10 protein-coding genes are annotated in these 14,375 nt (G+C 45.5%); 9 read left to right on the plus strand and 1 reads right to left on the minus strand.

Going from position 1 to position 14,375, the window contains the following annotated elements; genetic code table 11:
* From AB5706_RS07695 to AB5706_RS23075, 8 genes are all read left to right on the plus strand, one after another.
* Positions 1-3,802 (plus strand): SpaA isopeptide-forming pilin-related protein (locus AB5706_RS07695; RefSeq protein ID WP_368365975.1); only part of this gene is annotated, 3,802 nt, incomplete at its 5' end.
* A gap of 273 nt (positions 3,803-4,075) precedes the next feature.
* Entirely contained in the window at positions 4,076-7,000 is a 2,925-nt protein-coding gene (locus AB5706_RS07700; protein WP_173771077.1) for an insulinase family protein, read from the plus strand.
* Between the two features lie 31 nt (positions 7,001-7,031).
* The gene (era, locus tag AB5706_RS07705) at positions 7,032-7,940 is read left to right on the plus strand and encodes a GTPase Era (protein ID WP_118578648.1); all 909 of its coding nucleotides are present in this window, start codon (positions 7,032-7,034) and stop codon (positions 7,938-7,940) included.
* 2 nt (positions 7,941-7,942) lie between these two features.
* Entirely contained in the window at positions 7,943-8,710 is a 768-nt protein-coding gene (gene recO, locus AB5706_RS07710; RefSeq protein WP_173771076.1) for a DNA repair protein RecO, read from the plus strand.
* 209 nt (positions 8,711-8,919) lie between these two features.
* On the plus strand, positions 8,920-10,314 hold the full coding sequence (locus AB5706_RS07715) for a glycine--tRNA ligase (RefSeq protein ID WP_173735377.1): 1,395 nt from the start codon (positions 8,920-8,922) through the stop codon (positions 10,312-10,314).
* A gap of 180 nt (positions 10,315-10,494) precedes the next feature.
* Entirely contained in the window at positions 10,495-11,538 is a 1,044-nt protein-coding gene (locus AB5706_RS07720; RefSeq protein ID WP_173769365.1) for an acyltransferase family protein, read from the plus strand.
* Positions 11,522-11,614: a DUF6783 domain-containing protein gene (locus AB5706_RS07725; protein ID WP_368356966.1), complete on the plus strand. Its 93-nt coding sequence runs from the start codon at positions 11,522-11,524 to the stop codon at positions 11,612-11,614. The genes AB5706_RS07720 and AB5706_RS07725 overlap by 17 nt, the downstream gene beginning before the upstream one ends.
* A 67-nt stretch (positions 11,615-11,681) precedes the next feature.
* A complete protein-coding gene (locus AB5706_RS23075; RefSeq protein WP_319017818.1) occupies positions 11,682-11,756 on the plus strand; it encodes a DUF6783 domain-containing protein in 75 nt (24 codons plus the stop codon).
* Between the two features lie 81 nt (positions 11,757-11,837).
* Here AB5706_RS23075 and AB5706_RS07735 read toward each other — a convergent pair whose 3' ends face one another.
* Positions 11,838-12,716, minus strand: coding sequence for an aldose 1-epimerase family protein (locus AB5706_RS07735; protein ID WP_173716884.1), 879 nt, complete (start codon positions 12,714-12,716; stop codon positions 11,838-11,840).
* A gap of 302 nt (positions 12,717-13,018) precedes the next feature.
* On the opposite strand from AB5706_RS07735, the gene AB5706_RS07740 reads away from it, so the two are divergent.
* The gene (locus AB5706_RS07740) at positions 13,019-14,275 is read left to right on the plus strand and encodes a 6-phosphofructokinase (RefSeq protein WP_148462325.1); all 1,257 of its coding nucleotides are present in this window, start codon (positions 13,019-13,021) and stop codon (positions 14,273-14,275) included.
* Positions 14,276-14,375 lie beyond the last annotated feature (100 nt).

The raw sequence follows: 14,375 nt of genomic DNA on the forward strand, positions 1-14,375 counted from the left end.
TGGAACCGTGAAGATCAGCGGAACCAAGACCTGGGATGACAACAGCAACCAGGACGGTCTGAGACCTGAGAAAGTGGAGCTGAAGCTCTACAGGACTGTCGGAAACGGAAAAGAAGAGCCGGTAGAGAAAGAGGCAACCTGGACAAATACAGCCGGTGATATCTGGAGCTACAGCTTCGGAAACCTTCCGGAGTATGAGAACCAGCAGAAGATCACGTACCGTGTGGCAGAAACCCCGGTAAAAGATTATGAGACTTCCTACGATGCAAGTAACAAGAACAACATCACAAATACCCATAAACCGGGAACTGTAGATATCGAAGGAACCAAGACCTGGAATGACAATGGCAATGCAGACATCAGACCAGAAACTATTACCATTAACCTTTATGCAAATGGCAAATTGGTTGCTTCCAAGACCGTATCAAAGGCAGACGATTGGAAATGGAAATTTGCAGATCAGCCGAAATACGAAAAAGGAAAGGAAATTGAATACACCATAACAGAGGATAAAGTAGACGGATATATCACTACAAAAGGAATTGGCGATTATGATGTAATCAATACACCGACCACAGTAATTGTTGATAAAGTCGATGACAAAGGCAACCCAGTTAAAGATGCGCAACTTCAGATTACTGTAAAAGATAGTAATGGAAATGCAGTAGCAAGCTGGAAGACAGATGAAACCAGTTATGATATTATTGGGAAGCTGATTGCAGGAAACACTTATATACTGGAGGAAATCAACGTTCCGACAGGTTATGTTGCAGCAGATCCAATTACCTTTAAAGTAGAAGCTGATGGAACTATTACAGTGGACAACAAAACAATAGTTGGCAATAAACTGACTCTGGTAGATGCCAAACTACATTTCAATGTCAACAAAGTAGAACTTGGAAATGGTAAAGAAGTAGAAGGTGCTCATCTTGTAGTAATTGATAAGGAAACAGGTAAGACTGTAGATGAGTGGGTTTCTGAAAAAGGTAAAACTCACGACTTTGGTCCTAAACTTGAAGCTGGAAAGAGCTATATTCTTAGAGAAACAGTAGCTCCTGCTGGTTATAAGTATGCAACAGATATTGAGTTTACTGTTAAAAAAGATGGAACTATTGAAACCAATGCAAAAACTACAACAGATACAGATGGTAACAAGGTATACCTGGTAGAAGATGACACCACCAAGGTAACCATCACCAAAGTAGACGCCCTTGGCAATCAGCTTTCAGGCGTAGTACTCGAAATCCAGGACAAGGACGGCGTGGTAATCGATAGTTGGACAACTTCAACTAAGGACAACCCACGCGTAATCACTGGCAAACTGATCCTCGGCGAAACCTACAAGTTAGTCGAGAAATCCGCTCCAGCTGGTTATACCCTGGCAGATCCTGTTGAGTTTACGGTAAGTGAGAATGACATCGACAACAAAGTTGAGATGAAGAACACCTACTCCGCATCCGGAAGTCTGAACCTGACAGCTAAGAAGACTCTGACAACCACAGAGACACCACTTACAGAAGGTCAGTTTACATTCGAACTTCGCGACAAAGATGGCACTGTTCTTCAGACCAAGACCAACGATGCTGACGGAAACGTAACCTTTGACGAAATCAAGTACAGCCTTGTAAAAGACAACACAGATAAGAAAGTAGATGATACCGGCGAATACCAGTACACCGTAAATGAGGTGAAAGGTGACGCAGCAGGTTACACCTACGACGACACCATCTACACCATCAACGCAACCGTAACAGATGCAGGCAACGGTACCTTAACCGTAACCCCAGTCATCCATTCCTCCAAGGCAACCTCTGAGGATGCCACTGTAACAGGTATGGAATTTACCAACACCTACACCACATCTGGTCAGATCGCTCTTGGTGCAACCAAGACTCTGGAAGGCCAGACACTGGAAGCAGAGCAGTTCAGCTTCCAGGCAACAGAAATGGATGCAGATGGAAAGGCAGTAGAAAATGGTTACAACGAAACTGTGAAGAATGCTGACGGCGGCACCATCACATTCCCAATCATCACATACAAGGAATCCGGAACCCATTATTACCAGATCACAGAAGTAAAAGATGAGAAACCGGCATACCAGTATGATGAAAGAAAATACGTTGTAAAAGTAGACGTAACAGACGACAATGCAGGCAAGTTAACAGCGAAAGTTACTTCTGTCACAAAGAACGGCGAACCTGTAAAGAGTGAAGACCTCACTGGAGCAGTTACCTTCACGAATACCTACAGCGCTTCCGCTGACCTTGAACTGAAAGCCCAGAAGTCCATGAAGGTAGAAGCTGAGCAGCTTGGAACCTTCGAATTCGAACTGAAAGATGCAGATGGCAAGGTAATTGAGACAGTTAAGAACGACGAGAAAGGTGCGATCAGCTTCAGCAAGCTTTCCTATACAGAGAAAGATGCTGGCAAGACCTTTACCTACACCGTAAACGAAAAGCTCCCATCAGAGGCAGACACCTACGTATACGACAAAACTGTTTATACAGTAACTGTAAATGTAGAAGACAACCGTGACGGAACTCTGAAGCTTACCACCAAGGTAAATGGAGAAGATTACACTGAGACAGCCATGAAATTTGTCAACGATACTACCAAGGTTACCATTTCCAAGGTAGACGACACCACCCTGAAAGCTCTTGCAGGAGCAAAACTTCAGGTAGTAGATGACCAGGATAAGGTTGTGGAAGAGTGGACCTCAGATGGTACACCACATGTGATCACAGCGAAACTTGTTCTTGGCAAGACCTACAAACTGGTTGAGGCAGAAGCACCATCAGGATATGAGATCGCAGAGCCGATCACCTTCACTGTTGATGCAGATGACACCAAAAATGCAGTTGAGATGAAGGATGCCATGACAAAGAGCAAGACCGCTGCTATTGAGATCACCAAGGAACTGAAGCTGAACGATGCACTTGCAGGCGCTAAGGATATGACCTTCTACGCAGCACTTTTCGCAGATGCAGAATGCACAATTCCTGCTTCTGATGTAAAAGCACTTGAGTTTAAGAATGCATCTTCTTCCACAGTTACCTTTACCAATCTGGATCTTGGAAGAACCTACTATGTAAGTGAGACAGATGTAACCGGAAAAGCAATTGATTCAGGCATGACGCCGGATGAAAAGGTTTATGTACCGGTTTATCCACAGGGACAGGCAATCACCGTAACTGAGGATGGCGCAAAGAGCAGCATCACATTCGAGAACCAGTTCAGCGAATGGCCGGATGGATTCTACAAGATCGCGACTCTGAATGTAACCAAGAAGCTTCTTGGTGCAGATGGAAATGCCCTGGAAAGTGATGAGATTTTCTATGCAGGTATCTTTGATGACAAAGAGTGCACAACTCTTTCCACAAGAACAGAGAAGAACATCCTGACACTTGATCTTGCAGGCGGCTCCACAGTATCTGAGAGTACACAGGCAGTTGTAATACCGGATGAAGCCTTTACGCTCTATGTTGCAGAGACAGATGCAGAAGGAAATCTGGTAGATGGTACAGACGGATTCAGATACGCAGTAACTGTTGAAAATGGAAATGTACTGTTTGATGAAAATAATCTCAATGCAGAGGTAACCATCATTAACCAGAAACAACCGGAAGCAACACCTACTGTAACTCCTGAGGAGACCATAACTCCTACACCAACCCCAGGCACCTCCACAGGTGTTAAGACAGGTGATGACACACCAATCGGCTTCTATATGGCATTGTTCTTTGTTGCAGCTCTCGCAATCGAAGAAACAACCAGAAGACGCCGCAAAAAAGAACAGGATTAACAAATCACAATTAAATAATCAGAACCGCCCCTGCAGGAAGAATCCTACCAGATTCGCCCGCAGGGGCGGTTCTTTTTAAAAGAATTTTGTTGTAGTAAGATACTTTTTTGTGTGTTATACTAATGCAAGAAGTTGAAGATGCTCCGGAATTATCAGCTGCATTGTATAAAGCTTTTAAGTGCAGTGTAATTCAGCATAATCGAAGAAATGAATTAAATACATCCCAATACCGGTTGTTTAAACAAACTGATTGGGCACTATTTGGAGGAAAAAATGAAAAAAGAGAACATTCCTGCATACGAGGTTTTGAAACAGGAGAATCTGACCGATATCCATTCCGCCGGATATCTGGTTCGCCATAAGAAAACAGGAGCCAGACTGGTTCTGATCGAGAATGATGATGAGAATAAGGTATTTTCCATTGCCTTTCGTACTACGCCGAAGAACAGCACCGGTGTTCCCCACATTCTGGAACACAGCGTTCTGTGCGGCTCCCGCGAGTTTCCGCTGAAGGATCCATTTGTAGAGCTGGTAAAGGGCTCTCTGAATACCTTCCTGAATGCCATGACCTACCCGGACAAGACCTGTTATCCGGTGGCAAGCTGCAATGACCAGGATTTCCAGAACCTGATGCATGTGTATCTGGACGCTGTTTTTTACCCGAATATTTATAAGAAAGAGGAGATTTTCCGCCAGGAAGGATGGAATTACCATCTGGAGAAGAAGGAAGGCCCGCTCACATACAATGGTGTTGTATACAATGAGATGAAGGGCGCATTTTCTTCCCCGGACGAGGTGCTGGAAAGAGAAATTATGAACCATCTTTTCCCGGACAATACCTACGGCGTGGAATCCGGCGGCAATCCGGAGAATATTCCGGAGCTTTCCTATGAAGAGTTTCTGGATTTCCACCGCACCTACTATCATCCGTCCAACAGCTATATTTACCTTTACGGAAATATGGACATGGAAGAGAAGTTGCGATTTATTGATGAGAAATATCTGTCCGCATTTGAGGCTTTGGACGTTGATTCCAGTATTAAGGAGCAGGCAGCTTTTTCCCAGGTGAAAGACCTGCAGATCGAGTATCCCATTGCGGAGAACGAGGAAGAAGAGGATAACACCTATCTCTCCTATAACATGGTTGTAGGAAATGCCATGGACAGTACCCTGGGTGTGGCATTTGATGTGTTGGATTATGCACTTTTAAGTGCGCCGGGAGCACCGCTGAAGCAGGCTCTTCTGGACGCCGGAATCGGTAAGGATATTTATGGCGATTACAGCGACGGTGTTTTGCAGCCGTATTTCTCCGTGATTGCAAAAGGTGCCAGAGCTGCCCGGAAGGAGGAATTTGTTTCCATTATCCGAAATTGCCTTCAGGACATTGTGAAAAATGGAATTGATAAGAAGGCGGTTCTTTCCGGAATCAATTACATGGAGTTCCGTTACCGCGAAGCAGATTTTGGACAGTTTCCAAAAGGTCTGATGTATGGACTGGATATTATGGGAAGCTGGCTTTATGATGATGAGAATGCTTTTTCCCAGGTAAAGCTTCTGGAGATTTATGATCAGCTGAAAATTGCAGTAAATGAAGGCTATTTCGAGAATCTGATCCAGAAATGGCTTCTGGACAATACACATGGTGCGATCCTGACTCTTGTGCCGAAGCGCGGTCTTGCAGCCCAGCGTGAGAAAGAGCTGGCAGACAGGCTGGAAGCATACAGAAGCAGCCTTTCCGATGAACAGCTGGAAGAAATGGTAAGAAAGACAAAAGCCCTTGAGGCTTACCAGGAGTCTGAGGAGAGACCGGAGGACCTGGAATGCATTCCTATGCTGAAGCGTTCCGATATCCGCAAAGAAGTGAATGGTTTTTCCAATGAAGAGCTTCAGGTGGAGGACAGTCTGTTCCTGTATCAGGATGTATGCACCAATGGAATCGGTTATGTAAATATTATGTTCGAGATTAAGGATATGGCTGTTGAGAAGGTCCATTATCTTGGACTTTTGAAGTCTGTTCTCGGATATGTGGATACAAAGAATTACACTTACGGTCAGCTGTTTAATGAGACCAATGCCAGAACCGGCGGTATCCAGTGCGGCATAGATGTTTTTGACAAGGCGAACGACCCGGAAGCATTCCGTACCATGTTTACCATCCGTGGCAAAGCACTGTATTCCCAGATGGATTTCCTGTTCCAGATGATGGAAGAAATCCTGAATACTTCTAAGCTTTCAGATACCAGACGTCTTGGTGAGATTATCGGGGAGATCAGGTCCAGAGGACAGGCTTCCCTGATTGGCGCAGGCCATCAGACAGCAGTACTCCGCAGCGCTGCCTACGGTTCTCCAATGGCAGAATATCAGGATGAGATGGCAGGCGTTGGCTATTACAAATTTATCGAAGACCTTGAGAAGAATTTTCAGGAGAAAAAGGACGAGATCGTAGCCGGACTTCAGAATGCCATGGCAGAGATCATCCGAAAGGATTCCTTCATGGTAAGCTATACCGGAGAAAGAGAGTCTGTGGAACAGGTGAAGGCCTTAAGCGGTGCCCTGAAGAAGAGTCTGCCGGAGAGTACCTGTGAGGTTCCGGAAACTGCCATTACCTGCAGGAAAAAGAACGAGGGCTTTAAGACCTCCGGACAGGTTCAGTATGTGGCAAGAACCGGTAACTTTGTAAAAAAAGGCTTTACCTATACCGGTGCCCTGGAAATTCTGAAGGTTGCCTTAAGCTATGATTATCTGTGGATCAATCTTCGTGTAAAGGGGGGCGCATACGGCTGTATGAGCGGCTTTAAGAGAAGCGGGGAGAGTTATTTCGTTTCCTACAGAGATCCCCATCTTCGCAGAACTCTTGAAATATATGAGGGTGTGCCGGAATATGTGCGTACCTTTGCAGCGGATGAACGTGAGATGACCAAATACATTATCGGTACCATCAGCGGAAAGGATGTTCCAAGAACACCGCAGACACAGGGCGCCCTTGGCAGAATGGCTTATTTCCGCGGTCTCACTGTGGAGATGTTGCAAAAAGAGCGTGACCAGATCCTGAATGCTACAGTAGAGGATATCCATGCACTGGCTCCTCTGATCCAGGCAGTTCTCTCCGATGACCAGCTCTGTGTGGTTGGAAGCGAGAATGCAATCGAGAAGGCGAAGGATGTATTTATGGAGACCAAGCCGCTGGTAAGCTGCTGATAAAAGTTAAGAAAGATGAGGATATATTTTAATGACACCAGATTTTAAATCCGGATTTGTTGCAATTATTGGCCGCCCGAACGTTGGGAAATCTACCCTGATGAACCATCTGATCGGCCAGAAGATCGCGATCACATCCAAGAAGCCCCAGACCACCAGAAACCGCATCCAGACAGTCTATACCTGTGAGAAGGGACAGATCGTTTTTCTGGATACGCCTGGTATCCATAAGGCGAAGAATAAGCTTGGAGAGTATATGGTAGCCGTTGCAGAGCGTACCCTGAAAGAGGTGGATGCAATTATGTGGCTGGTTGAGCCGTCTACCTTCATTGGAGCCGGTGAGCGCCACATTGCAGAGCAGCTCCAGGGCGTTGGCGTGCCGGTCATTTTGATCATTAATAAGATCGATACAGTGAAAAAAGAGGAGATCCTTCCGGCAATCGATACGTACCGCAAGATCTGTGATTTTGCAGAGATTATCCCTTGCTCTGCACTCCGCGGACAGAACACAGAGGATATTATTGACAGTATTTTGAAATATCTGCCTTATGGACCCATGTTCTATGATGAGGATACCGTAACGGACCAGCCTCAGCGCCAGATCGTGGCAGAGGTGATCCGTGAGAAGGCGCTTCACGCACTGGATGCGGAGATTCCACATGGAATCGCAGTGGCAATTGACAAAATGAAGGAGCGTCCGGGCAAAAATCCTATGGTGGATATTGAGGCGACCATTATTTGCGAGAGGGATTCCCACAAGGGCATTATCATTGGAAAAGGCGGTGCCATGCTGAAGAAGATCGGCAGCAACGCCAGATTTGAGCTGGAACGTATGCTGGACTCCAAGGTAAACCTGAAGCTTTGGGTAAAGGTGAAAAAAGACTGGCGTGACAGTGATTTTATGATCAAAAACTTTGGATATGATAAGAAGGAAATCTGAATATGAGTGATCTGATCACGGTACAGGGAATTGTACTTTCTGCGCAGCCTGTGGGAGAGTATGACAAGCGGATCGTGCTTCTTACCAGGGAGAGGGGGAAGATTTCCGCTTTCGCCAAGGGCGCCAGACGGCAGAACAGCCCGTTTATGGCAGCTGCCAATCCTTTTGTGTTCGGGAACTTCACCCTGTATGAAGGGCGCAGCAGCTACAATCTGAACCAGGTGACCGTGACCCATCATTTTGTGGAGCTGGCCGCCAGACAGCCGGGAGTTTATTATGGTTATTACTTTCTGGAACTGGCAGATTATTTCGGAAGAGAGGGCACAGATGAGAAGAATATGATGAATCTTCTTTATCTTACTGTGAAGGCTCTCCTGAATCCGGAGATCGATGACCGGCTGGTAAGGTGCATTTTTGAACTGCGAACTATGACAGAGCAGGGGCTGATGCCGGAGCTTTTCCGGTGTGTGAACTGTGGGGAGGAGATCACCGGAAAAGAGAATCTGTTCTTTTCCCAGGAGGCACATGGAATCCTGGATGGGGACTGCCTGAAGAAAGCAAGCCCCGGAGAAGCCAGAACCGCCCGCCGGATTTCCCCGGCAGCACTTTATACCATGCAGTACATTGTAAGCTCGCCCATGACGAAGCTATACAGCTTTACAGTGACCGATGAGGTGCTGTGGGAGCTGGAACGGCATATTCAGCCTTATGTGGCAGGGAATACGGATAAGAAATTTAAGAGTTTGCAGATATTAGAAGTTATGATGTAAGTGGATTGGATGTTGCACATAACAGGAAAGCTGATTAACGTGCTTTGCTCTATACTTCGATAGCAGCACATGATTTGCTGTTCAAAAGTGCGGAAATTGTGTTTTTGCGGCAGAATGTACGGAATTGAGTACGCGGTATAACTTTACAAAAAGAAAAGTTGCGAGTATAATATTAGAAAATCATCTATCAAACAATGAGGAGAGATATCATGGAAAAAACAATGGACAAGATTATTGCTCTGGCAAAAGCAAGAGGATTTGTTTACCCGGGTTCTGAGATCTATGGAGGTCTTGCGAATACATGGGATTACGGCAACCTTGGCGTAGAGCTTAAGAATAACGTAAAGCGCGCATGGTGGCAGAAATTCATTCAGGAGTCTCCGTACAACGTAGGTGTTGACTGTGCCATCCTGATGAACCCGCAGACCTGGGTCGCATCCGGACATCTGGGAAGCTTCTCTGATCCGCTTATGGATTGTAAAGAGTGCCATGAGCGTTTCCGCGCAGACAAGATCATCGAGGACTACAGCCAGGAGCACGGCATTGAGCTTGAGAGCTCTGTAGACGGATGGTCTCAGGAAGAGATGAAGAATTTCATCGAAGAGCATAATGTTCCATGTCCTTCCTGTGGCAAACACAATTTCACAGATATCCGTCAGTTCAACCTGATGTTCAAGACCTTCCAGGGCGTAACTGAGGATGCTAAGAATACTGTATATTTAAGACCTGAGACAGCACAGGGTATTTTTGTAAACTTCAAGAACTTACAGAGAACATCCCGTAAGAAGATTCCATTTGGTATCGGTCAGATCGGTAAATCCTTCCGTAACGAGATCACACCTGGTAACTTCACATTCCGTACCCGTGAGTTCGAGCAGATGGAGCTTGAGTTCTTCTGCGAGCCGGACACAGACCTTGAGTGGTTTGCATACTGGAAGAGCTTCTGCCTGAACTGGCTGCATTCTCTTGGACTGAAGGATGAGGAAGTACGTTACCGTGACCATGACAAGGAAGAGCTGAGCTTCTACAGCAAGGCTACTACAGACGTTGAGTTCCTTTTCCCATTTGGATGGGGCGAGCTTTGGGGAATCGCAGACAGAACAGACTACGACCTTACCCAGCACCAGAATGTATCCGGACAGGATCTTACTTACTTCGATGATGAGAAGAAGCAGAAATATATCCCATATGTAATCGAGCCGTCACTTGGTGCTGACCGTGTGGTTCTTGCATTCCTTTGCAGTGCATATGATGAGGAGGTTCTGGATGCAGAGAAGAACGACGTTCGTACAGTCCTTCACTTCCATCCGGCACTTGCACCGGTTAAGATCGGTGTGCTTCCGCTTTCCAAGAAGCTGAACGAGGGCGCTGAGAAAATCTACGCTCAGTTATCAAAGAAATACAACTGCGAATTTGATGATCGTGGAAACATCGGTAAACGTTACAGAAGACAGGACGAGATCGGTACTCCGTTCTGCGTAACCTACGATTTCGATTCCGAAACTGACGGAATGGTAACTGTCCGTGACCGTGATTCCATGGAGCAGGTTCGTATTAAGATTGATGAGCTGGATGCTTACTTCGCAGATAAATTTACATTCTGATTTATGTGACAGGCAGTTCAGAATCCTCATATAACAGGAATCTGAAAATGCCGCAGCAGCGTGTGGAAACCGCGTGGAGTGTATATAAAGTAATAAAAGGGCTGACTTTCTGAAATCAGATGGTTGGTCCTTTTGCTGTCCGTATTTGCCCGGAACAGCAGTTATTGGAGTTACGAGGAAATGAAAAAAAGACGTTGGACGTGTATTGATATTTTGAAATGCCTGGCTGCTATTGCAGTGGTTGAGATCCACAAGCCTCTGGAAATACAGGGGGGAGATGAATTCCTGATCCTGTGCCGTTTTGCAGTGCCTGTGTTTTTTATGATCACCGGATTCTTTTACCCGGAAACAGTGGCGAAGAAACGGGAACTGAAGCAGTTTGGCAAAATTTTCACCATTACCATTGGCGCAAATCTGTTTTACCTGCTATGGGAAATCCTTCTGGCAGTTGAGAAAAGAGAAAATATAAAAGAAGCACTGCTTGCAAGGTTTGAGAAAAGAGTTCCGGAGGATTTTATTTTGTGGAATTTTTCCCCGCTTTCACCGCACCTGTGGTATCTGCAGGCACTTCTCTATGTGCTTGTAATTGCTTTTATTGTAGAACATCTGGGACTGAGAAAGCTGGCTTATCTGGCGATTCCGGTGCTGTTGGCGGGAAGTCTCATAAAGGGAAGCTATTCCCTGTTTTTTGTGGGAAAAGAAGACTGTCATATTTATTATGCAAGGAACTTTCTGTACTGCGGACTTCCCTTTTTCTGGCTGGGCTGCTGGTTTGGATCCAGAAAGGAGGCTCTTCTTAGCTTTCTGGACAGGAAGAAAATGGGATTTTTGCTGTGTGGACTTCCTGTTTTCTGGAATATGGCTGTTATGGAGCAGAAGTGGCTGGAAAAGCGAAATGTCCTGGGAACCCAGGAAGAGTATGCTGGAACCATTTTTCTGGCAATCTGCATCTTTCTTCTTTTTATTGGCTGGCAGAATTTTTATGTGGAGAATTCTCTTACCAGAGCATTGGCAAAAGTGGGAAAAGACTATTCCATGCTTATCTATGTTCTTCACTATGCGGTTCTGCAGGCCTTGTCCAGATGCTTTAAAGGCAGAAGGAGCCTGCTCGCAAAGGGATACCATCAGTATGGGATGATGTTTGTGTTTGCGGTTACTGTGGTGATGGTGGCAGTTTACGCTAATGCTAGAGCCTGTTTGAAAAATCATTCTCGCAAATTGTGACGAACATCTTGCAGAAAGCCTTTTTCAGACACAATCTGGGAAAAAACTGAGGATGCCTTATGAAACTGAAAAGTGAGTGAATAAAATATCGGTACACTTCCAGAAGCGCGGAAGTGTACCGATATTTTTTTGCTCTGCTTAGAATGTGTCTGAAAAATCATTCCCACAATCTGCACGCCTCGCTTTGCGGTATATTTTGCCCAAATTCGGTTGCGTAGCCCGCTGCGGCGCCCTCATCCGGGCATGATCTCCCACAAATTGTGACGAACATCTTGCAGAAAGCCCTTTTCAAACACGATTTAGAATATTTCAATAGTATATGCCGTTTCAAACATCTCATCCATTTTCAGATGATTGATAAATGGTTTCTCCGACAGATCTCCTGTGAATCCGCAATCATCGCAGCGTCCCATCCATGGCTCCAGGCAGACAAATGGGGCATCCTGGGAAGCTGACCAGATCCCGAAATTGGGGAATCCCACACAGCGCAGCTCCAGATAAGGAGTGCCGTCTGGCAGCTGGATGCCAGCCCTTGTGATCTGATTGTCAAATACCAGTGCATCGTGGTCAAACATGTGATCCTCAATCTGGCAGGTGCCATTTTCCAGCTTCAGAGTGGCCTTTTCCTCAGCCTTGGCCGTGCCGCTCTCCGGATCAAGAAGAAGGTATGTAAGGCTTTCCTGTCCGTCGAAGGTAAGACGGTAATCACTTCTTCTGGTATCCGGCAGAACCGGTACACGAAATGCCGGATGTCCGCCGATGGCGAAATACATATCCGTGTCACTGTTATTTGCTACCTTCCAGCTGACTGTAAGGGTGCGCCCCTTCAGAATATGACGGATGCGGAGCACGAAATCAAAAGGATAAACCTCTTTGGTCTCTTCTGTAGAACGAATCTGGTGGGTTACGGAATCCAGTGTGGAATCAATACATGTGAAATCTGTGTCACGGGCAAAGCCATGCTGCTTGGAAGCATATTCCTTATCACCGATCCGGTAATGATTTCCATAATGCTTTCCTACATTTGGAAAAAGAACCGGCGCATGACGTCCCCAGAACCTGGGATCTCCCTGCCAGATCACCTCACGGTCTTTCTCTTTGTCATAAATGCTGACCAGCTCAGCCCCATGGTCGTCAATGGTCACTTTCAGAAAGTCATTTTCCAAAACTCTTTTCATGATGTAAAACCTCCATGTGTGATGTTATATGTGGAGCGCGAATTCTGTCTGCTGCACTCCACAGAGCGCGTTTTCTCCATTATATCACTATATCTGTAAATTTCACCATCAAAAAATTGCATTATTTGTCCAAAATATAAATAATTCATATAAAAATGACATAAAAACATAATTAAATATGCAAAACGTACAATATCACATTGACTTTGTTATATGCCTTTGGTAAACTATACAATTATAGGGTGAATGGCATAGAAATTTTCGACACCCACATCCATTCGAAATAGAGGAGGAATACCACCATGGCAAAGAAAAGAAATATTATTGTAGGACAGTCCGGCGGACCAACATCTGTAATTAATTCCAGTCTTGCGGGCGTATACAAGAATGCAGTAGAGCGTGGCTTTGACAAGGTATATGGAATGCTTCACGGAATCCAGGGGCTGCTTGACGAGCAGTATATCGACCTTTCTACCCAGATTCATTCCGAGCTTGACATTGAGCTTCTGAAAAGGACTCCGTCCGCATTTCTTGGTTCCTGCCGTTATAAGCTTCCGGAAATCCACGAAGACAGAGCTATCTATGAGAAAATCTTCGATATTCTGAATAAACTGGAAATCTATGCATTTATCTACATCGGCGGAAATGATTCCATGGATACCATCAAGAAGCTGTCTGATTATGCCATCATTACCGGACAGACCCAGAAATTCCTTGGTGTTCCGAAGACCATTGACAATGACCTTGCACTTACCGATCATACCCCAGGCTTCGGAAGTGCAGCCAAGTATATAGCAGCTTCCACCAAGGAAGTGATCCGTGACGCAGAAGGTCTCACCTATAAGAAAAATATGATTACCATTATGGAAATCATGGGAAGAAATGCGGGCTGGCTTACAGGCGCCACTGCACTTTCCAAGTCAGAAGACTGCGAAGGACCAGATCTCATTTACCTTCCGGAGGTTCCCTTTGATATTGAGAAATTCCTCGCAAAAGTGAAAGACCTTCTGAAAAAGAAATCCTCCGTTGTCATTGCTGTATCCGAAGGAATCAAGCTGGCTGACGGACGTTATGTCTGCGAGCTTGGAAGCGTAGGAGATTATGTGGACGCATTTGGACACAAGCAGCTGCAGGGAACTGCCACCTATCTGGCGAATTTCCTGGCAGCAGAGTGCGGCTGCAAGACCCGTGCCGTAGAGCTTTCCACCCTTCAGAGAAGCGCTTCCCATATGGCATCCCGGGTGGATATTGATGAGGCTATGATGGTTGGCGGTGCAGCCGTAAAGGCAGCAGATGAAGGTGACACCGGCAAGATGGTAGTCATCGACCGTGTATCCGACGATCCATATATGGCAGCTACTGGAATTTACGATGTACACCGAATCGCCAATGAAGAGAAGCTGGTTCCGAGAAACTGGATGAACAAGGATGCAAATAATGTGACCAAGGACTTTATCGACTATATTAAACCACTGATCCAGGGCGATTATCAGCCGATCATGGTAAATGGTGTTCCCCGTCATCTGGTGCTGAATACTGGAAGAAAAAAGAAAAATTGAGAAAATGATAAAAAATTGACTGTTTTTTGCCAGAATTACCTTGACGAATGACGAATAAGCCTATAAAATAACTATGTGCGTATAAAACATAGTTTATGTT

Origin of the sequence: Ruminococcus sp. RTP21484sp1_RTP21277st1_D2_RTP21277_210401 (assembly GCF_040924225.1) — a bacterium.
In the GTDB taxonomy this organism is placed as follows: Bacteria; Bacillota; Clostridia; order Lachnospirales; family Lachnospiraceae; genus Blautia_A; species Blautia_A faecis.

Coding starts and splice junctions, on each gene's coding strand:
- AB5706_RS07715 (WP_173735377.1), top strand. CDS start 8,920: ATGGAAAAAACAATGGACAAGATTATTGCTCTGGCAAAAGCAAGAGGA.
- AB5706_RS07700 (WP_173771077.1), top strand. CDS start 4,076: ATGAAAAAAGAGAACATTCCTGCATACGAGGTTTTGAAACAGGAGAAT.
- recO (WP_173771076.1), top strand. CDS start 7,943: ATGAGTGATCTGATCACGGTACAGGGAATTGTACTTTCTGCGCAGCCT.
- AB5706_RS07720 (WP_173769365.1), top strand. CDS start 10,495: ATGAAAAAAAGACGTTGGACGTGTATTGATATTTTGAAATGCCTGGCT.
- AB5706_RS07740 (WP_148462325.1), top strand. CDS start 13,019: ATGGCAAAGAAAAGAAATATTATTGTAGGACAGTCCGGCGGACCAACA.
- era (WP_118578648.1), top strand. CDS start 7,032: ATGACACCAGATTTTAAATCCGGATTTGTTGCAATTATTGGCCGCCCG.
- AB5706_RS07735 (WP_173716884.1), bottom strand. CDS start 12,716: ATGAAAAGAGTTTTGGAAAATGACTTTCTGAAAGTGACCATTGACGAC.